The sequence below is a fragment of the Vibrio sp. St2 genome (assembly GCF_947311885.1).
Lineage (GTDB): Bacteria > Pseudomonadota > Gammaproteobacteria > Enterobacterales > Vibrionaceae > Vibrio > Vibrio coralliilyticus.
This window is the reverse complement of sequence record NZ_CAMZNA010000001.1, coordinates 653817-674218: the sequence shown is the minus strand read 5'-3', so window position 1 is coordinate 674218 and position 20402 is coordinate 653817. Positions and strand designations below refer to the sequence as shown.

General features: G+C 46.3%; 18 protein-coding genes. 5 read left to right on the top strand and 13 right to left on the bottom strand.

Annotation, left to right across the window (positions count from 1 at the left end):
- Window positions 1–168: 168 nt before the first annotated feature.
- Complete coding sequence (locus tag QMA41_RS02955; protein ID WP_281628796.1) at window positions 169–3201, top strand: FAD-binding and (Fe-S)-binding domain-containing protein; 3033 nt, start codon at window positions 169–171, stop codon at window positions 3199–3201.
- 66 nt (window positions 3202–3267) lie between these two features.
- On the top strand, window positions 3268–3729 hold the full coding sequence (locus QMA41_RS02950; RefSeq protein ID WP_038158672.1) for an isoprenylcysteine carboxylmethyltransferase family protein: 462 nt from the start codon (window positions 3268–3270) through the stop codon (window positions 3727–3729).
- A 48-nt stretch (window positions 3730–3777) separates the two neighbouring features.
- Here the strand turns inward: QMA41_RS02950 and QMA41_RS02945 are convergent, their stop codons facing one another.
- The 6 genes from QMA41_RS02945 to hutC all read right to left on the bottom strand — a co-directional run bounded on the left by QMA41_RS02945 (window position 3778) and on the right by hutC (window position 11044).
- On the bottom strand, window positions 3778–4503 hold the full coding sequence (locus tag QMA41_RS02945) for a DUF3581 domain-containing protein (RefSeq protein WP_006962014.1): 726 nt from the start codon (window positions 4501–4503) through the stop codon (window positions 3778–3780).
- Between the two features lie 137 nt (window positions 4504–4640).
- Window positions 4641–6173, bottom strand: coding sequence for a histidine ammonia-lyase (gene hutH, locus QMA41_RS02940; RefSeq protein ID WP_021456418.1), 1533 nt, complete (start codon window positions 6171–6173; stop codon window positions 4641–4643).
- Between the two features lie 27 nt (window positions 6174–6200).
- The gene (gene hutU, locus QMA41_RS02935) at window positions 6201–7898 is read right to left on the bottom strand and encodes a urocanate hydratase (RefSeq protein WP_281628795.1); all 1698 of its coding nucleotides are present in this window, start codon (window positions 7896–7898) and stop codon (window positions 6201–6203) included.
- 95 nt (window positions 7899–7993) lie between these two features.
- A complete protein-coding gene (gene hutG, locus QMA41_RS02930; protein WP_038511950.1) occupies window positions 7994–8992 on the bottom strand; it encodes a formimidoylglutamase in 999 nt (332 codons plus the stop codon).
- Window positions 8985–10223, bottom strand: a complete 1239-nt coding sequence (hutI, locus tag QMA41_RS02925) for an imidazolonepropionase (RefSeq protein WP_281628794.1) — start codon at window positions 10221–10223, stop codon at window positions 8985–8987. The genes hutG and hutI overlap by 8 nt, the downstream gene beginning before the upstream one ends.
- Before the next feature lie 107 nt (window positions 10224–10330).
- A complete protein-coding gene (gene hutC, locus QMA41_RS02920; RefSeq protein WP_029236085.1) occupies window positions 10331–11044 on the bottom strand; it encodes a histidine utilization repressor in 714 nt (237 codons plus the stop codon).
- A gap of 186 nt (window positions 11045–11230) precedes the next feature.
- Here hutC and QMA41_RS02915 point away from each other — a divergent pair, with 186 nt between their 5' ends.
- Window positions 11231–11974 carry a sporulation protein gene (locus QMA41_RS02915; RefSeq protein ID WP_065740236.1) on the top strand — a complete coding sequence of 248 codons (744 nt, stop codon included), beginning with the start codon at window positions 11231–11233 and terminating at the stop codon, window positions 11972–11974.
- Here the strand turns inward: QMA41_RS02915 and QMA41_RS02910 are convergent.
- The 3 genes from QMA41_RS02910 to QMA41_RS02900 all read right to left on the bottom strand — a co-directional run bounded on the left by QMA41_RS02910 (window position 11971) and on the right by QMA41_RS02900 (window position 14380).
- On the bottom strand, window positions 11971–12954 hold the full coding sequence (locus QMA41_RS02910) for a DUF3187 family protein (protein ID WP_064488212.1): 984 nt from the start codon (window positions 12952–12954) through the stop codon (window positions 11971–11973). The two genes, QMA41_RS02915 and QMA41_RS02910, sit on opposite strands and share 4 nt — an antisense overlap.
- A gap of 127 nt (window positions 12955–13081) precedes the next feature.
- A complete protein-coding gene (locus QMA41_RS02905) occupies window positions 13082–13549 on the bottom strand; it encodes an ASCH domain-containing protein (protein WP_281629158.1) in 468 nt (155 codons plus the stop codon).
- 57 nt (window positions 13550–13606) lie between these two features.
- Window positions 13607–14380 carry a phosphoribosylglycinamide formyltransferase gene (locus QMA41_RS02900; protein WP_006962022.1) on the bottom strand — a complete coding sequence of 258 codons (774 nt, stop codon included), beginning with the start codon at window positions 14378–14380 and terminating at the stop codon, window positions 13607–13609.
- Window positions 14381–14696: 316 nt separating this feature from the next.
- Here QMA41_RS02900 and QMA41_RS02895 point away from each other — a divergent pair, with 316 nt between their 5' ends.
- A complete protein-coding gene (locus QMA41_RS02895) occupies window positions 14697–15344 on the top strand; it encodes a thiopurine S-methyltransferase (RefSeq protein ID WP_006962023.1) in 648 nt (215 codons plus the stop codon).
- Window positions 15345–15381: 37 nt separating this feature from the next.
- Here the strand turns inward: QMA41_RS02895 and purT are convergent, their stop codons facing one another.
- Window positions 15382–16557 carry a formate-dependent phosphoribosylglycinamide formyltransferase gene (purT, locus tag QMA41_RS02890; protein WP_281628793.1) on the bottom strand — a complete coding sequence of 392 codons (1176 nt, stop codon included), beginning with the start codon at window positions 16555–16557 and terminating at the stop codon, window positions 15382–15384.
- Window positions 16558–16895: 338 nt separating this feature from the next.
- Here purT and QMA41_RS02885 point away from each other — a divergent pair, with 338 nt between their 5' ends.
- The gene (locus tag QMA41_RS02885; protein WP_031343039.1) at window positions 16896–18098 is read left to right on the top strand and encodes an HD-GYP domain-containing protein; all 1203 of its coding nucleotides are present in this window, start codon (window positions 16896–16898) and stop codon (window positions 18096–18098) included.
- A gap of 55 nt (window positions 18099–18153) precedes the next feature.
- Here QMA41_RS02885 and cdd read toward each other — a convergent pair whose 3' ends face one another.
- The 3 genes from cdd to QMA41_RS02870 form a co-directional block, all read right to left on the bottom strand.
- The gene (gene cdd / locus QMA41_RS02880) at window positions 18154–19041 is read right to left on the bottom strand and encodes a cytidine deaminase (protein ID WP_281628792.1); all 888 of its coding nucleotides are present in this window, start codon (window positions 19039–19041) and stop codon (window positions 18154–18156) included.
- 253 nt (window positions 19042–19294) lie between these two features.
- Complete coding sequence (locus tag QMA41_RS02875) at window positions 19295–19972, bottom strand: CidB/LrgB family autolysis modulator (protein ID WP_006962033.1); 678 nt, start codon at window positions 19970–19972, stop codon at window positions 19295–19297.
- Window positions 19972–20337, bottom strand: coding sequence for a CidA/LrgA family protein (locus tag QMA41_RS02870; RefSeq protein WP_006962035.1), 366 nt, complete (start codon window positions 20335–20337; stop codon window positions 19972–19974). Before QMA41_RS02870 ends, QMA41_RS02875 begins: the two co-directional genes overlap by 1 nt.
- Between the last annotated feature and the right edge of the window lie 65 nt (window positions 20338–20402).

The window sequence follows — 20402 nt, the reverse complement described above, 5'->3', positions numbered from 1 at the left end:
GTATAATTACTAAGTGTGGGTAAGAATTGCGATTAGTGCCATTCTGACATTGCAATTCTGTTTTATTCACCCTTTCAAATGTTGTAAAGTGACGAAAATCAAAAAAATATTACTTATTGTATTGAACCCAATGCTGAATAGGATCAGCGTAGTAGGGGCAGGAAGCAAATGTTACCAAGATTACACTCTCAATCTGATGTGGATCCCGTCGTACTCAGTTTTCTGGAAGAACTCCGACAATCGGGATTTTCCGGAGACATCGAAAGCCAATACTCAAGCCGTCTGGCTGTTGCTACTGACAACAGTGTTTATCAGCAATTACCCCAGTCGGTTGTCCACCCTAAATCCACTCAAGACGTTGCTTTAATCGGCAAACTCAGTATCCAACCTCAATATGAACGTATCACTTTTTCCCCGCGCGGAGGTGGTACAGGGACCAACGGTCAGTCGTTGACTAAGGGTATCGTGGTTGATTTGTCACGCCATATGAACAAGGTGCTGGAAATCAACGAAGATGAAGGCTGGGTTCGTGTTCAGACTGGTGTGGTGAAGGACCAGTTAAACGATGCTATCAGGCCTTATGGCTATTTCTTCTCGCCTGATCTTTCGACCAGCAACCGTGCGACTCTGGGCGGTATGATCAATACCGATGCTTCCGGACAAGGCTCTCTGAAATACGGAAAAACGTCTGATCACGTATTGTCTTTGCAAGCGGTTTTCGCTGATGGCTCGGTGCTTGAGTCGGATATGTCTCAAGGGGAACCCAAGGATGGCGAGTACGCATACCAAGCATTACAGGTTACAGAGCAAGTTTGTCGTAGCAAGCGTGAGCAAATCAACGCGAAATTTCCCCCTCTCAATCGCTTTCTAACGGGCTATGACTTAAAGAATGCAATTGATGAAGAGACACAGAGCTTCGATTTAACTCGAGTCTTATGTGGCGCGGAAGGCTCTTTGGCATTTATTACAGAGGCTAAGCTTAACCTCACTCCAATCCCTAAAGCTCGCACGTTAGTGAACGTGAAATACAACAGCTTTGATTCCGCACTGCGTAACGCCCCATTTATGGTTGAAGCCAATGCGCTTTCAGTAGAAACCATCGACTCAAAAGTACTCAATCTGGCTAAGCAGGATATTGTCTGGCATACCGTCAGTGATTTGCTGACTGACGTTCCAGGTAAAGATATGCAAGGCATCAACATGGTGGAGTATGCAGGCCAAGATGTTGAGGAAGTCGAGCAGCAGGTCGATGCGCTGACCAAACGTTTGGATCAAATGATGGAAGCCGAGCAAGCGGGCATTATCGGTTATCAGGTGTGCAGTGATGTGGCTAGCATTGGCCGAATCTACAATATGCGTAAGAAAGCGGTTGGTTTGCTTGGCGCCGCTAAAGGAAGAGCTAAGCCTGTTGCATTCGCAGAAGACACTTGTGTCCCGCCTGAAAACCTTGCTGACTTTATTGTTGAGTTCCGAGAACTACTGGATTCCAAATCTCTCAGCTACGGTATGTTTGGTCACGTTGATGCAGGCGTTCTTCATGTTCGACCCGCGTTAGATTTGTGCGATCCTAAGCAAGAGGCCTTGATGCATGAAGTGTCTGACGAAGTCGTTAAGCTAGTCGCCAAATACGGTGGTTTGATGTGGGGAGAGCATGGCAAAGGCTACCGTTCAGAATATGGACCAGAGTTCTTTGGTGAAGAGCTTTTTACTGAGTTGAGACGAGTAAAAGCGGCGTTTGACCCTCACAACAAGATGAACCCCGGCAAGATCTGTACACCACTAGAGAGCCAAGAAGAACTAGTTAAAGTCACAGATACAAAGCGCGGCTACTTTGATCGCCAGATCGACGTTGAAGTGCGAGACAGTTTTAAGCAGGCGATGGAATGTAACGGCAACGGCCTTTGCTTTAACTACGATACATCTTCGCCAATGTGTCCTTCGATGAAAGTGACGGCAGATCGTCGCCACTCTCCTAAAGGTCGTGCTGGCTTGGTTCGTGAGTGGCTGCGTCAGCTGACAGAGCAGGGTGTGGATATTCTCGATTTGGAGAAGCAGGCTTTAGAAGAAACGTCATCCATCAAGTCGATGTTGGACAGAGTGCGTAATTCTTTAAATAAGCGTCATGAGTATGACTTTTCCCATGAGGTCTACGAGGCGATGAATGGCTGTCTAGCCTGTAAAGCTTGTGCCAGCCAATGCCCGATTAAGGTCGATGTACCGAGCTTCCGTTCAAGGTTCCTCAATATTTATTACTCGCGCTATCAGCGTCCTGCAAAGGACTATTTGGTTGCGAATATAGAATCAGTTTTACCTGTCATGGCGAAAGCTCCGAAGTTAGTGAATGGCGTTCTCAGCCAAAAATGGGTCCAAAATCTCACGGCTTCTGCTGTAGGTTATACCGATGCGCCATTCATGTCAGTGCCAACACTCAAGTCGCGATTACAGCATCATCAACCTTTTGATCTGCAATACCTGGCGGCTTTGTCTAAAGAAGATAAAGTGAACCATGTGGTGATTGTGCAAGACCCATTTACCAGCTACTACGATGCTGAAGTGGTGGAAGACTTTGCTAAGCTGTTGACTAAACTTGGTAAAACGCCTGTTTTGCTGCCTTTCAAACCTAATGGTAAGGCTCAGCACGTGAAAGGTTTCTTACAGCGTTTTGCCAAAAGTGCTAAGAGCACTGCGATGTTCTTACAGCAAGTCGCCGATCTGGAAGTGTCTATGGTCGGCGTCGACCCGGCGTTGGTGCTCTGTTATCGCGATGAGTATAACGAAGTACTTGGCGACAAGCGTGGTGATTTCGAAGTGCTGACGGTTCATGAATGGCTGCAACCTAGGTTGGGTGAGTTCGAGGCCTCTGGTAAGAGTGCAGAAGAACCTTGGTATCTTCTGGCTCACTGTACAGAGAAAACCAAAATGCCAAACGCAGAGAAAGAGTGGGGAGCAATATTCTCGCACTTTGGTTCCCGCCTGAATACGGTTCCTGTGGGCTGTTGTGGTATGGCAGGAACGTTCGGTCACGAAGTCGATAAGTTGCAGATGTCGAGAGACATTTACGGGCTGAGCTGGAAACCTCAACTAGAGCAGTTGCCGAAGGAGCGATGCTTGATCACTGGCTATTCCTGTCGAAGTCAGGTGAAGCGCTTTGAGGACATCAAAGTGAAACACCCTTTACAGGCGCTACTGCAAATTGTGTGATTAAACCTAGCCCAGCTTTCAAAGCTGGGCTATTTTTTAGTAACGTCAGCAAAGCTATTGAACACTATGGAAAAATTAGAAAGAAAAATTCCTCCTGTTGCCCTGTTTATTGTTCTCGGTGTGGTGATGAACCATGTGGGGCACGAGTTCCATACTTTCTCGGTTAGTTTACCGATACCTTGGATAGTTTTATTGGCGTGCTTCGCGATTTCTGTTTTTGTTGGCGTAGCTGGGGTCTACGAGTTTCGCAAAGCGAACACAACCGTGAATCCAGTTAAGGTGAAGGATGCGTCTCAAGTGGTGGATAGTGGAGTGTTTGCCTACTCGCGAAACCCAATGTATCTGGGGATGTTTTTGCTGTTGCTTGGGTTTGCGTACTGGCAGCAGAACTTGTTGTGCATTGCGTTGGCTTTCGTGTTTGTACTGTACATGAATCGTTTTCAAATTAGTCCTGAAGAACGCGCTCTTGAAGAGCTTTTTGGGGCCGCTTATTTAGACTACAAGCAACGTGTCAGACGCTGGATATAAAAGAACCCCGCTCATTTGAGCGGGGTTCTTTTTAGAAATCTGAGTAGGCTATGCCGCTTTGTTGAACTGCGCTAAGAATTCCTCTTTGCGCTCGTTAAAGCGTGTCACTAAGCCGTCAATGTCTTCTTGGTTGTATGGCTTCAAACCACTCGCAACCATACGCTTAACGCCTTTACCGACAACCTCGTCACCTTCTTTAAAGTCGAAATTCAATGTGACGACACCACGTTTGCCTTCAACATCAAACGTTGCGCCTGCAAACTCGACTTCTGGGTGAGATAGGTTTAAGCGAGTGAATTCCACTTCCATGCTCTCGTATATGACTAACGGGCGCTGGCAGTTGATCATCATCTGCTGTTCTTCCATTAGTGGAACCATGATGTGTGGAAAGTTCATGCCTGAGAACTGAACGTAGTTTGTTACGACATGCTCGATGAATGCGGCATCGCGATTCACTTCACCTTCACGGTTCATGTGTAGGTATTCTTTACCGCTTTCGTCAACAACAGCGGCCTCTTTGTCACACTTGTTTTCAATGTGCAGAGCAACACCGTCACTGACCATACCTGAGAAATCAAAACGCATTTTCTGGCTAACGCCTTCTTTCTGTAGCAATACAGCGAAAAGCAGGTCGCCCGGAACGCAGAAGCGCTTGTTGTCTTCATCGTGAATGGGGTTGAAGTCGCCCGCAACCATCTTTGCAAAATGGCTTGCTTGCTGACGAGTGAACTGGAACTGCTTGTCGTTGTTAGAAAAATATGGTTTTAAAAACATAATTTACGGTAAATAGCCAAAACTGAGATGGATTATATATGACGATTCTTTTTGAATGGTCCATCCAGTGGAGTTATTACTGAATTATGACATTGAGAAGAAGAAAGGGCTCCGAATCGGAGCCCTTATATTGGTGTTTAGATACTAGGTAGAATCGAGTCTGGCATCAGATGATTGTGTACTGCAAGCTTAAGCAAACTGTTTGCTTGCTCTATGTCCGGCGCAAAGTAGCGATCTTTATCGTAGAATGGTACTTTCTCGCGCAGAATTTGTTTTGCTTCTTCGACTTTGGTAGACGACTTGTTTGGAGCACGGAAGTCTATCCCCTGAGCGGCGGCAAGATACTCAACTGCCAAAATGCCGCGAGTATTCTCCGCCATGTCACGCAGACGGCGCCCAGCAAACGTTGCCATAGAGACATGATCTTCTTGGTTTGCCGATGTTGGCAAGCTATCAACAGACGCAGGATGAGCCAGCGTTTTGTTTTCACTTGCTAATGCAGCGGAGGTGACCTGAGCAATCATAAAGCCTGAGTTAACACCGCCGTTGTCGACAAGGAAAGGCGGTAGCTTACTCAGTGCGCTGTCGATCAACAGTGCCATACGACGCTCAGAAAGACTGCCGATCTCAGCAATAGCTAAGGCGAGGTTATCCGCTGCCATGGCGACAGGCTCAGCATGGAAGTTACCACCAGAGATGATGTCACCATCTTCGGCAAAAACCAGTGGGTTGTCAGAGACAGAGTTGGCTTCCACTTCTAGGATGTCAGCGGCGTTACGGATTTGTTGTAAACACGCGCCCATAACTTGAGGTTGGCAACGTAGAGAGTATGGATCCTGAACTTTCTCACAACCTGTGTGTGAGTCGCCGATTTCACTATTGGCATCCAATACGTGGCGATAAGCCAGTGCTGCGTCCATCTGGCCTCGATGACCACGGACGCGGTGAATACGAGGGTCGAATGGACGACGGCTTCCCAGTGCCGCTTCTACAGACATTGCACCACAGGTTGTTGCTGAAGCAAACAGATCTTCAGCCGCAAACAAACCCTCGAGCGCAAAGGCAGTCGATGCCTGAGTGCCGTTAAGCAGCGCAAGGCCTTCTTTAGGCGCAAGTGTGATTGGTTCAAGTCCAGCGATTTTCATCGCTTCCAGACCTGAGATGATCTTACCGTTGTGGCGTGCCTGACCTTCACCGAGTAATACGGTACTCATGTGCGCCAGTGGCGCAAGGTCGCCAGAAGCACCGACAGAGCCTTTTTGTGGCACACATGGATAGACCTGAGAGTTTACTAGGTCGATCAGCGCTTGAATGACTTTAAGGCGAATGCCGGAAAAACCACGAGCAAGGCTGTTGATCTTGAGTACCATCATCAGGCGAACGGTTTCATCTGACATGAACTCGCCGATACCTGCCGCGTGCGACAGTACGATACTTTTTTGCAGCGTCTCGAGATCTTCTGGGGCAATACGAGTGTTAGCAAGCAGACCAAAGCCTGTGTTTATGCCGTAGACAGTGCGGTCTTCGGCAATCACTTGTTCAACCACTTTAGTGCTTTCATCGATAGCAGGAATGGCTTCCGGATCCAGAGTCAATCTTGCAGGAGAGCGGCTCACCTGACGAAGTTCTTTTAAGCTAATATTTCCCGGCTTTAGCGTTAAATTTAACATCTTTGTCTTTCCTTTCTTCAGGTGTGCTTACTTAAGCTTCTTCAGCTCTTCATTGAGCATAGGTAGGTCGAGCCCTTGTTCTGCTGCGCACTGCTTGGCAATGTAATAGCCAGCGTCTGCGTGACGCATCACGCCGGTACCTGGGTCATTGTGAAGAACGCGAGCAATTCGCTCAGACGCATCATCACTGCCATCACAACAAATAACCATACCAGAGTGCTGAGAGAAGCCCATTCCTACACCGCCACCGTGGTGGAGTGAAACCCAAGTAGCACCGCCTGCTGTATTTAGCAGAGCGTTCAGCAGAGGCCAATCCGATACTGCATCAGAACCATCCATCATGCCCTCGGTTTCACGGTTAGGGCTGGCAACTGAACCAGAATCTAGGTGGTCACGGCCAATAACAACGGGCGCCTTAAGCTCGCCATTTTTGACCATTTCATTGAATGCTTGGCCTAGACGTTCGCGATCTTTCAATCCAACCCAACAAATGCGAGCAGGTAAGCCTTGAAACTGAATACGCTCGCGAGCCATGTCTAGCCAGTTGTGCAAGTGTGGGTTGTCAGGGATTAACTCTTTGACTTTCTGATCGGTTTTGTAGATATCTTCTGGGTCACCGGATAGTGCAGCCCAGCGGAATGGACCAATACCTTCACAGAAGAGTGGGCGAATATAAGCTGGAACGAAACCCGGGAAGTCAAACGCGTTATCTACGCCTTCTTCTAGGGCCATCTGGCGGATGTTATTGCCGTAATCCAGTGTCGCTGCACCGCGTTCTTGAAGCTCAAGCATCGCTTTAACTTGAATCGCCATCGATTCTTTGGCTGCTTTGACAACAGCTGCTTCATCTTGCTTACGCATGTCGGCTGCGTGTTCCATCGACCAACCAATTGGAAGGTAACCGTTGAGTGGGTCGTGTGCTGACGTTTGGTCTGTCACTACATCTGGAGTGATGTTGCGCTCAACCAGCTCAGGGAAAACATCTGCGGCGTTTGCTAGTAGACCGACAGAAACAGGCTCTTCAGATTCATAAATGATTGCTAGTGCTTCATCTAAGCTGGTGGCTTTCTTGTCAACGTAGCCTGTACGTAGACGGTAATCGATACGAGACTCGTCACACTCAACCGCGATCATAGAGAAGCCCGCCATGGTGCCAGCCAGAGGCTGAGCGCCGCCCATGCCGCCAAGGCCACCGGTTAGAATCCAACGTCCGTTTGCTTTACCATCAAAGTGCTTCTTCGCAACAGAAACAAACGTTTCATAAGTGCCTTGAACAATGCCCTGTGAACCGATGTAAATCCAGCTGCCGGCGGTCATCTGGCCGTACATCATCAGCCCTTCTTTATCCAGCTCATTGAAGTGTTCCCAGTTTGCCCAATGCGGCACAAGGTTTGAGTTTGCGATAAGAACACGTGGCGCATTTTTGTGTGTTGGGAATACACCAACAGGTTTACCAGACTGAACCAGCAAGGTTTGGTCATCTTCCAAACGCTCTAAAACTTCAACAATCTTGTCAAAACATTCCCAGTTGCGCGCTGCACGGCCAATACCGCCGTACACAACCAGCGAATGAGGGTGTTCTGCTACGTCAGGATCCAGATTGTTCATTAACATGCGAAGCGGGGCTTCAGTCAGCCAAGATTTTGCTCTCAGATCTGTGCCATGTGGGGCACGAATGGTGCGGGTAGTATCGAGACGCATATCTTCTACTTGGCGTTCCGTCATGGTAAGACTCCTTGTATTTCACGTTTTCAGGTTGAAAGCGGTCTGCGCAAGAGCGAAGCTCTCACGCAATCTAGTCGCTTTCCTTTCTGTTTTTTCTATTTTTCGGAAAAGGCGTTAGCAATATCCCAACAAAGCCTTGCAGCTAACCGCGCCGTCTGACTGTCAACGTCATAGGTAGGGTTGTACTCAGCGATGTCGGCAATAACCAACTTCTGTTTGTAGTGTAAAATTCGGTCCAAAAAGAGTGCCAGCGTATCCATACTGACGCCTCTGGCGGCAGGAGCGCTGACGCCCGGAGCTGTCGCAGCTGGGAAAACATCAAGATCGATGGTGAGGTAGATGTAATCGCAATTATCGATGAAATGCTGCAACTGGGTTAGATGATAGATGTGGTTTAGATGTGCGAGATCTTTGTCTTCAACGAACCACACGTTGAGCTCTTTGGCTCGCTCAAACAAGGCTTGCGTGTTACTGGCTCTGCTGACACCCAGGCAGGCGTAATGGAATGGCCAGTCGTGCTTTTGGCAGTAATCATAAATTTGGTTGAATGGTGTACCAGAGCTGGGTTTTACATCGGCATTACTGCTTTCAAACGCACGTAAATCAAAGTGAGCATCAAAATTGATGATACCAATCTTAGGAGGCGTTACTGGGTTTAAGTACTCGAAGTAGCGCGCAAGTCCTTGAAAGGAAGCCCAAGCCACTTCATGGCCACCGCCTAGTGTGATAACTGGAGTAGAGCGAAGCGCTGCGGCGATGACATCGGCACATTCTGATTGGTATTGTTCCAGCAAGTCATCTTCACAGACGACATTACCTAAATCGATAAGTGCGCTTTCTTTATGCCAAGCCATGTTGGCAAGTGCTCGTCTAATCAAATCAGGTGCTTTTTTAGCGCCGACGCGACCTTTGTTTCGTGCAACACCAGCATCGCAGGCAAAACCCAAGATGCTCACAGCGTTTCGGTAAGGTTCAAGATCCTGTACTTGCAGCTGTTTGATAACGTGATGGACGCGTTTTCCCATCGCACCATCTTCAGCGTCATGGCGTCCTTGCCAGTGAAAATCCTGGTTAGTCGTTGGTAGGTTAGACATATTCCAGTTCTCCGTTTACCACGCGAGCAGATAAGCGTGACAAACCCTGCTGATAACTGAAATCGGCAGGGTGGCTCACGTCCCAAATAGCAAGATCAGCATCATATCCCGGCTGAATTTGCCCTCGGCTGTCACCGAAGCCTAGCGCTTGAGCAGCATTGCAAGTCACGCCACGCAATGTTTCCTCAGGTGTTAGGCCAATAAGTGTACAGCCCATATTCATCATCATAGTCAAATCTGAGAAAGGCGAGGTGCCTGGGTTAAGATCCGTTGCAATTGCCATTGGAATATTGTGTTGACGAAGTAGCTCAATAGGCGGTAATTGGGTTTCTCGTAAGAAGTAAAACGCCCCAGGCAGCAGCGTGGCAACCGTTCCAGATTGGGCTAGTGCTTTTACGCCTTCTTCATCGAGATATTCGATATGATCTGCTGACAGCCCTTGGTAGCGAGCGGTTAGGGCTGTGCCGCCTAAGTTAGATAGCTGCTCAGTGTGACCCTTTACATGCAGACCGTATTGCTTGGCTGCGGCGAAGACTTTTTCGGTTTGTTCCAAGTTGAAGCCAATCGATTCGCAGAACACATCGACGCTGGTGGCTAGCTTCTCCTCAGCGACAAGAGGAATAATCTCTTCGCATACCAGTTTAATGTAGTCATCCGCTTTACCCGCATACTCTGGAGGAAGGGCATGTGCTGCGAGTAATGTTGTGGTGATTCGAATCTTACGGTGATCTTCTAGTGCTTTTGCTGCACGTAGCATTTTGATCTCGTCTTGTACAGTCAGACCGTAACCCGACTTTACTTCTACCGATGTGACACCAGTTCGAATCAAACCGTCCAATCGTGGCAGGGCGAGGTTAATTAAAGCTTCTTCACTTGCTTCTCGCGTTGCACGAACGGTTGATAGAATTCCGCCACCTTGCTTGGCAATCTCTGGGTATGGGACACCATTAAGACGCATTTCAAACTCATTGGCGCGATTGCCTGCATATACTAGGTGAGTGTGGCAATCAACAAACCCAGGTGTGACCAACTGGTTTTTACAATCATAAGAGTTGGCGCAAGAAAGCTCGGAGCCACCGATTTGCGTGATCTTTCCACCCTTAATAAGAAGGCTACTTGGCTCAGAAACGGAATACCCTTGCGATCCAGCGACCATAGAGACCAGCCGTGCATTGGTTAGCAGCAATTCTTGGCTGTCGATGTTTAAGGATGAAGAAGCGCTTCCAAGCATGTAATTGAGTCCATAAGTTCAAATGTATATACAAATAATTGTTCAGGTATAACAATTGATCAAGTGGCTTGTTGCAAAAATGTGATCAGTAAAAAGTATGAAATGCTTTAACCGAGTAATATTTTAGAGCTTAATTTGTAGCGAGTGCCCGGGTGGTAAAGCAATGCAGAACTCACTAGTTTATCTTGGCTCCATGTCCTTCTGTTCAGTAGCAGGCAAGGTTCGTTAGCCCCGAGTCTCAAGGCAGTACGCACCTCATCATCTGCAACGATGGCTTCAACGGTATGTTCGATAGCACTTAGTGGGCAATTTTCGGATAGGTACTGGTTTGGGGTGATTTGGGTAAAGTCTTGTTCAAGATAGTCAGGCGCGTAGGCACTGTTTACCCAGCGAAGCTCATATTGAATAGGCGAATTATCTTCAAAGTGAATGATCTCACTATAGAAAATCGGGCTGTTCAACATCACCCCTAACTTTATTGCTACAGTTTCATCGGCGAGCATCGAGGCTTGTTTAATTACCTTACTAGAGTATGTTTTACCCCGTAATTTCACTTCTTCAGCAATGTTTTGGATATCCAGTAATGGAGATTCCGCTTTATCATCGGGAGCGCAGACAAAAGTGCCTACTCTAGGTCGTCTTTGAAGCTTTCCTTCGGCGACCAAATCGCGAATCGCCTTATTTACCGTCATTCGGCTAACCTTGAATTGTTCTGTTAGCTCAAGTTCAGTCGATATACGATGACCCACAGGCCAATGTCCGGAATCAATTTTGTCAGTAATATATTGTTTTATTTGAAGATATAATGGCGATTGGCTCATGATGATTTAATAATTATGTATTTGACTATACAAATGGTGGTTCATTTGTCATGAAATTGCAACTCTGGTTGCGGATTAAGCAGTCTAACCGATGGTTTACACATTATTCAGATAAATGTCTTGCGACTCGATAACCGCGCATGTTAATCAGAAACAATAACGACATAGAAAGTAAAAGGAAACCTTATGTTTGGTAAGTTAAAGGCGTCACTGGGAATTGGAGCTGCAAAAGTGGATACGGTTCTTGAGAGTATGTCTGTGTTTCAGGGAGAAACTCTGAAGGGCGTGGTTCATATTCAGGGTGGCGATGTTGAGCAGCAAATTGATGCCATTAATCTCAAGCTTTGTACTGAAGTTAAAGTGGAGAGTGATAACGGTGCCAGCTATCAGAATTTCACCATTGGTAGTCTTCAAGCGGTTCAGCCTTTCACCATTCAGCCTCAGGAACATAAACAGGTTCCGTTTGAATTAAAGCTAGATGATGAGACCCCAATTACGGCACTGAATGCAATGAAGAATCAGTGCCACGTATGGGTAGAAACCACGCTAGACATCGATTTCGCGATTGACCCTAAAGATCGCGATTTCGTTGAAGTGAAAGCACTGCCTGTCGCTTCCAAAGTGATTTCAGCTATAGAGCAAGCGGGCTTTGGAATGGTCAAAGCAGATGTGGAAAAAGGGCATTTGCGAGGCAGCAACTTCTCATCTAAATCTGGTTGCTATCAGGAGATAGAATTTCGCAACAATGGCTTCATTAACAAGAAAGAAATAGAGTTGTCATTCATACTTGATGGCAGTGTTATGCATTGTTTAGCGGAAGTTGACCGTTCGCTTAGCATGCGAGGTGACCAGTACGTTTCTTTCTCTCTGAGCCTTAACGCCAGCGATGCTGAAATCAGCTCTGCGGTTAGCCGAGTGCTTTCAGTTTAAGCTTGGTTATCTGAACCTCCAAAGCGGTACCGGTATCCTATTCCAAAGGCGATATCGGTGCTGTTATCTGCGTTAAACATGTTTTCCACTGCAGTCAATTCAATGGCTGAGTTTTCCATCTGGTAACGATAGCCAAAGGTGAATTCGGTCGATGGCTTGGAAAATTCATCCTCCCCATCTGATACGCCCTCATGAAAAGCGATTTGCCCAATAAGATGGTGCCTTTCCAATAGCTGGTAGCGATAACTAGCTCCAACTGTCCAGGTGCTAGAGCGATAGGGCATATCTTTGAATACTGTTGGTGTATTGCGAAAAGTGATAGCAAGTAGGGTGTCTAGAGAGTGTTTATCGCGGCGATAGCCGTAGTTTAGCTGAATACCTTGTTCGAATTCTGAAGAACTGAAAATGCCATGTTTGGTGTCGTTGTAGTAAAGAGATGCCCCGACTGAAAGCCCGTGATGCTCTTTATTGATAAATTGGTATTGCATGTAACTGGTGATCGCGTGACTTAGGCTTTCTCCACGGAAGTCTTCCAACTCTATGCCATAGTCAGGCATATTGATCACAAAGCGATCGTTGTCCACATCCTCTCGGCCATTTTGGTCAATGCCAACCCAATCGTGAAACGCAATGGTTAATCGATCTAGGTGGTTATTACCAGCGTAATTCCAGCGATAGCTAAGCTCTAGTTGCCATTCTGAAGAGAATTGCCATTTCCCACCAACGGCGATTTGATTTTGGTAGTAGTCTAACTCGTAGTCTGGAGTGACGGCCCAAATACTTGAAATGGTACCCGTACCATAGACCTCGATATCGTCTACATCCATTGAGAATCCAGAGCGGAGCTGAGGTGACAAACTGTTGGTATGGAAGGGCGATTGTGTATAGCTTTGTACAGGTCCGTAGTCGATTTGTGCCCACGCAGCGTTAACGATTACCAGAGGAATGAGAGAGAGGAAAAACTGCCTGCAAAGGATCATAGATTCATTTCTTATTCTTATGTCACTGATAAAATGATAGTTTATGATTTTATCGCGTGCCGAATTTATGATCGGATATGTGCTGATGGACGTCTGGCTAACCCTCAGCAGTCGGGCTGGGTAAGCTTTACAGTGGATACACTTTTTCGAATCGTTCTAGTACCAATTTGGACTGTAAATCGAATTTGGCGCCAATCTCACCAGCGTACTGAGTAAAGAATTTAATGTGCGCGTCACGCCACCATTCATAGCTCAGATCACCTTCTCCTTCTGAGCGGGCAAACTCTTCAGTTACTTGATCGAAAGGGCAGATAGAAACTTCTGTTAGGCGAATGATACAAACCGGCTCTTGCTGCCAGTTAAGCACCACTGTAATGCGACCTACCTGAGGAAGAGGCTCTTGCTCAATGTCGTAGCCTTGTTTAAGGCTGCAAGACGCTCGCTTTGTACCTTCATTAATCAACCTTGCACATTCGTTGGCATTAAACTCGTCAGCACAAAAATATTCAGCGATGGTGTCTGGTATTGATTCCCGCTGTTGAGGTGTGAGTGTGGTGAGGTATTCGTTTAGATACGCTTGCTGCTGTGGGGTCATCATCTTCCTTGAAAAACAACCCCTTCATTAGAAGGGGCTGTTAGCATTTAGTTAGGCCTAGGCGGCACTTAGATGGGTAGTAATATAAGGCTGCCATGCTTCTTGGTAAAGCGCTTTCGACTGAGCTCGCATTGACTTAATCTGGGCGAATTCAAACTCACTGATATCTCGGCTTTCTGAAGCCGCTTGACGTTCGATTTTCTGAATACGTTCGTACAAGTCATGCTCTGGACCACTTTTTACATCAGCAATGGCTTTAAGGTGTAGCTGGACTTCAGCAATCAAGTTGGTCTTTGGAAGCTGGACCAATAGATTTAGGTCACGATAGCCTGAAGCCCCGGGTTTCTTAAAGCGGTTTTTTACTTTTACCACAGTGGTTTCACGATTCAACACTTCGTAAGCTGACATCAAGCCCTCGATGTCATCAGCAACAATCGTCGCACGGGCAAGGTCAGTAATACGCTCAGCATCACCATCAAGTTCATAGGCGATCTTTTGCTTTGCTCGCTCTGCAGATTTCACACCTGCAAAGTGGGCGTCTGTTGAAGTTAGCATTGCAGTGCTCTTACAGATCATTTCTAGTTCAGCCTGAGCTTGGTGTGCTTTGCTGTATAGAATGTCGAAGTCAGAGTAGGGTTGAAGTGGAGTTGTTGGTGTGGATTGGATGCCATACAGGCCACTCAGGTTGTGTTTGAATGCTTTGGAACAGACTTCGTTCTGGTTAGTCGAACGATTTTCCTCACTACCGGGTGCTGTTGGAATAGCGGCGAAAGCTGGCGCACGGCTGAGCATTAAAAGCATCAGGGCCGTAGTTCGCAAAAATAGGCTCATTCACTCTCCTTAGATTCGTAGCGTCTTGTGTAAACGGTGTAAGAAAAGGCTCAACAACCAAAACGTACCAATCTCTAATATCTATATGGGGGCTAGCTGGCGAATTACAATGTAGGAATTACCCTATGGTGTAATTGTTTGAACTAACTCTCAATTTGTTTGAGTGCCCGATTTCCTTATGGTTCATTCTCAAGTTGTAAATAAGTATAAACACCTTACCTGAACCTAATCTGAACGGTTTATACAGCTTGAGGGATACCACTAAGAAACGCTTTCGTATAGGCTATGAAGCAGTCACGTCAGGTAGGGAATTGAAATGAAAGATCCAGAATTTTGGCACAGTAAATGGGCATCAAACCAAATTGGTTTTCACTTAGAAGACGTAAACCCGCTGCTGGTTGAGTATTGGTCCGAAACCAAGCCAAGTAGAGAAGATAAAGTGTTTGTCCCACTATGTGGCAAAACAGAAGATCTTGTTTGGCTAGCGACCAAACACGAGGACGTTCAGGGTGTTGAGCTAAGCAAAATCGCGGTGCGCTCATTTTTTTCTGAACATTTTTATACGCCTACGGTGATCCCTGTAAACGGCCAGCATGAATTGTACCAGTTTGATGAGCTGTCTATTTACACTGGCGACATCTTTACCGCACCCGTTCAGCCAGTAGAGATTGTGTATGACCGTGCCGCTCTGGTCGCTTTACCGGAAGAAATGCGCGCAGATTACGTCCAACGCGTTAAATCGCTGCTGAAGCCGGGCGGAAGAATTCTGTTAGTTACGTTAGATTATCCCCAAGCTGAAATGGCGGGTCCACCGTTCTCAGTCACCGAAAGTGAAGTTCGTCAGCTGTTTTCAGAATATAAAATTTCAAAACTGTATCGTGATGACGCAGATGAAAATCATCCTAAGATAGCGAAGAAAGGTTTATCCAGCTTCGCCGAAGAAGTGTATTTGATTGAAAGTTAATGATGAAAGCCCCTGAATAAGCTCAGGGGCTTTTGTTTTAATAAACGATTTTTATCTTATCTGCGCTGGCAACGGCACTTTCTATCGACTGCTCAATGGTCTCTCGACGAGCGATACTCACTCCTAGGCGTCTGCGGCCATTGATATCAGGTTTTCCAAATAAACGTAGCTGAGTTTGTGGTGTTGCTAGAGCATCTGCCATTCCTTCAAACTGAAGGTTATCGGATTGGCCTTGCCCTAAAATCACAGCTGAAGCGGTAGGTCCGTACTGGGTGATACCTGAAATAGGTAGGCCAGTGAATGCGCGTACATGAAGTGCGAATTCAGAACTGTCTTGAGACATGAGAGTGACCAATCCGGTATCATGCGGGCGAGGGGAGACTTCATTGAAAATAACGGTGTCGCCCTTAACGAATAGTTCTACGCCGAAGATACCACGGCCTCCCAATGCGTTTACAACCTTGCCGGCGGCGTCTTGGGCGGCAGATAGCGCCGCATCGGACATCGCTTGAGGTTGCCATGACTCGCGATAATCACCGTCTTCTTGGCGATGTCCAATCGGAGCGCAGAAGTGGATACCATCCACAGCTTTGACTGTCAGTAAGGTAATTTCGTAATCAAAATCGATAAAACCTTCAACAATGACGCGTCCAGCACCAGTGCGGCCACCTTCTTGGGCATACTGCCACGCTGTCTCTACATCTGTTACTGACTTAATAACGCTTTGGCCTTTGCCAGAAGAACTCATAATTGGTTTACATACGCATGGGATGCCAACGGATTCGATGGCTTGAGTGAACTCCTCATAGGTGCTTGCAAAGTGGTAAGGAGAGGTGGTGAGGCCAAGATCTTCTGCCGCCAGTCGACGAATGCCTTCGCGATTCATTGTTAGGCGAGTTGCATTGGCTGTTGGCACAACATTGAGCCCATTAGCTTCAAGCTCAACAAGCTTGTCTGTGGCGATGGCTTCGATTTCAGGCACTACGTAATCAGGTTGTTCTTTGGCGATGATCTGCTCTAGTGCTTCACCATCAAGCATATCCAATGTGTAGCTTCGGTGTGCAACCTGCATGGCTGGTGCGTTTTCATATCGGTCGCAAGCGATGACTTCCAAGCCTAGGCGTTGACATTCTATAGCGACTTCTTTCCCTAGTTCTCCGGAGCCGAGCAGTAAAACACGGGTCGCGTTCTTACGAGTTGCAGTACCAAACATAGATAACCTTTTTAAATAAGCGGATATGAAGTTGACACGAATCATACGGATATAAACGCAAAAAGCAAACGTTTGCGTCGAGTGGGTGGTTTTAGTCTAGCAACTCAAAATCTGCTCTAGTACACAATCTGGACAATTAGTTTTGTGAGCGATGATTTCGTCTTTGTTTAAGAGTGTACTGGGGGAATAAGGGCATCTAAGACAACCTGCTTGCCACGTATCATAAAAATTCTTAAATATGTGACGTATCAATAGAGCAAATGCTTAAGTAAAGTGATGAGTTTGAGCTTATAATTCATTAAAACTATAGAAATAACAATAGCAGCCATAGTCCATAGATGAAGTACGATCCAAGCAACTCAATAAAGGTTCCGATTGATACGTTAATGGTTGGGATGTTTGTTACCGCAATCGAAGATAACAAACGCGTCAATTTAGCCAATGCAGGTAGGGTTTCCTCCCAGCAGGCTATTCAGCAACTTGTTAAAAATGGGATCAAATTTGCGTGGGTGGACCAAAGCCTCTCCGCGAAAGGGAGTGTTTTCAAACCTGTAGTGGAAGAGGAACCACCTGAAGAAGACGTGTCTGCCACTCCAGTAAAACGCAAATCTATGAGCCGCTTTTCCAAGCAGAAGAAAGCGTCGAAGATTATCCGTGAAGCTAAAGGCCTTGCTCAAAAGATTCTTAACCAAACATTTGATGACAAGTCGATTCATGTCGATGACTTAGAAGGTTGGGCCGATGATCTTATTGAAGCAGTCTTAATTGATTCGGATGCGTTACATTGTGTTTCTGCACTTCGCAGTAAAGACGAGTATCTGCTTGAGCATTCAGTCAATGTTGCAACTTTACTAGTTACGTTTGGTAAACATCTTGAGTTGCCAAAAGATACGCTTAAGCAGTTAGCGATTGGTGGCATCATTCATGATGTCGGCAAAATAAAAGTCGATGATAAAGTCCTCCATAAGCCAGGTAAACTCACTCCTGAAGAGTTTGATCATATGAAGCTGCATCAGGTGTTTGCCGAAGAGATCATCTTTACTGTTGATGGATTGGGAGACATTAGCCGAGACGTCTGCTTGATGCATCATGAAAAGTTGGATGGGAATGGTTATCCAAAAGGGTTGAAAGGGGATGAAATTCCGCTCCATGGCCGAATGAGTTGCATTGTTGATATTTACGATGCATTGACGGCGGACCGTTGTTATAAAAAAGGCATGAGTTCAGCAGAGGCGTTTAAGATAATATTGAGCCTAACGCCGTTTCACCTCGATCGAGACTTGGTTTATAAGTTCATCAACTGTATTGGTGTTTATCCTGTTGGGGCATTGGTCGAGCTAAATGATGGAAGAGTAGGTATTGTATGGACATCGAATGCCGATGAGCCCTTAAAACCTGAAGTGAAGTGTTTTTATTCGCGTAAATATAAGCGCTTTGTCGACGTCAGCTTTGTCGATATTAAAAATAGCCAATATAAAATCGAAAAAGCGATTGCACCATGTAACCTTGAGGTCGATCCCACCCCTTTTTTTGATGTTTGATTTTTTAAATGTACAAAAAAGGCGCTATTTACAGCGCCTTTTTTCATTTACCCGATTAGATGGCTAGATATGCAACAGGAATATCTGGGTTAATTGCTTCCAGAGTAGACTGCGTATCTGCAAGGTGACTAATCGTACCTTCAGACATTTCTACAAGTGCTGTTGTTTCAATATCATCAAATGATCCACCATCAAGCAAGAGCTGGATAAGTGCAACCTGTAAAGGTGGAAGGCTAGGGTTGAATGCTGCGTTTTCAGCATAAGCGCCTTGGTATACTTTGCCATTTTTTAGCTTAATGCTTACACCACTCAAGTTGTGAGTATACGGGGCATGGCTCTTATTAAGCGCATTGAGTGCTTTCAATACCATCTCATCGGACTCTTCACACTTTTTGCCATGATCGATGGATGCCATTAAGCCAGATTTGATACCAAGATCCGATGGACCAAAGGATTCTGGTAGATATTCTTGCAGCGTTTTCTCATCACGTTGAGGTAGTTGTACCACCAACTCGTCTGCGGTCGTTAGTTCGTTCATAAACTGACGACAGTGGCCACAAGGGCTGAAGTTGATTGTGATATCTGAGATGCCTTGCTCGCCCTTCATCCAAGCATGGCTGATTGCTGATTGTTCTGCATGTACCGTCTGGCCAAGTTGAGCGCCTAAGATCTCTACGTTTGCTCCAAAGTAAAGACGCCCGGTGAGTCCGCGAACAATGGCACCCACGTAGAATTTCGAGATAGGCGCATAAGAGTAAGCTGCTGCAAAAGGAAGCAGGGCTACACGTAGCTCATCATCTTCCAATCCTGAAATGGTTAATAGCTCTGCAAATTGTGCTGGAGAGAGCGTTGCGTCAAAATCGTCCGCTAACAAAATAGGAGAAAGAAACTCTGCGACTTTAGCTGGCGCTTCAGACAGCGCTTGTTCAATGCGGCTTCTCATATTGGATCCTTGTTTAAGCAATAGTAGATATCTTCGGGTCTGCCTGAGTTACCTGTTTAGAGTGGCTTACCCTGATACTGGTATTTCATTTTATGTAACACAGAGAACTTTGCTGAGATGTTTGTCACATAATTCAGTGTAATGAGATTTGTCGTTTCACAATTAGAGTGAGCTCACACATGATAACGATTGCAGCATTCAATAGAGTGATGTGCGTCGGAATGCGGAGATAAGCAACCCGACGCAAAGGATCTTATGTAGCAAGCCAGACAGCCAGTGCAAAGAATGAAGGGGCAAGGATTGAGGTAATCACCCCACAGACTACAAGTGCCAAAGAGCTGAAAGCGGCATCTTGAGCATCTTTTTCTGCGCAAGTCGCGGTTCCTAGAGCATGAGAAACTGTGCCCATGGTCAGCCCTTTTGCAATAGGATGTGTGATGTTAAGTAAGTTGTAAATTGGATAAGCCAAGATGGCGCCAAACAGACCAACCAGTAAAACTAGGATAGCCGCAATGGCAGGTTCTCCACCTAGGTGGCTGGACACTTCCATCGCAATCGGAGTCGTGACAGATTTACCTAGTAGACTAGCGATTAAGGAGAGATCTGTTTGCATATATGAGGCGATAACCGTGGCTGTCAGCATCGACATGACACTACCGACACCACACGCCAGCATAATGATTCGCCAGTTAGCTCTTATTTGTGGAAGTTGCTCATACAAAGGGTAAGCGAGCGCAACCACGGCGGGTTGCAGTAGAAAGTTAATCCATTCATTGTCATTGTAATAAGTTTCGAACGGAACCTTGAGGTGCGTAAGTAGCGGAATCATCACTGCTAAACTGATTAACAGAGGGTTCATAAAAGGGCTGCTGATCTTCTGGCAAAGCCAGCGTGCAGAGAGAAATACGATAATCGTTACCAGCAGCCACATTATTGCTCACCTCGCTTCAACATTCTATCCAACATCAGCCCTAACAAGACTAGTACAATGAATGTGCCACCGACGGCACTAGCGAGGATTGGTAGGGCATTGTTATATAGCAGATCGAAGTGTTCCATAAGCCCAACGCTGATCGGAACAAAGAGCAGCACCATATAGCGAATAAACAGAGTGGCACTTGGGCGTACCCATTCTACAGGTACTAAGCCACTTGCAAGCAGAGCGAATAGGATAAGCATGCCGATAATGCTACCCGGAATAGATATATCTAGAAGGTTTTGAATGTTAATGCCTGCCATGAGGCAGAGGAAAATCAGCCCCATAGATACGACGTATTTAAGCAAGGTTTTCGCCATAGGTAGTGTCGTCCAAATTTTATCAACTTTTGCGTATGTGTAAGCCCTGAACCGTGGGTTCAGTT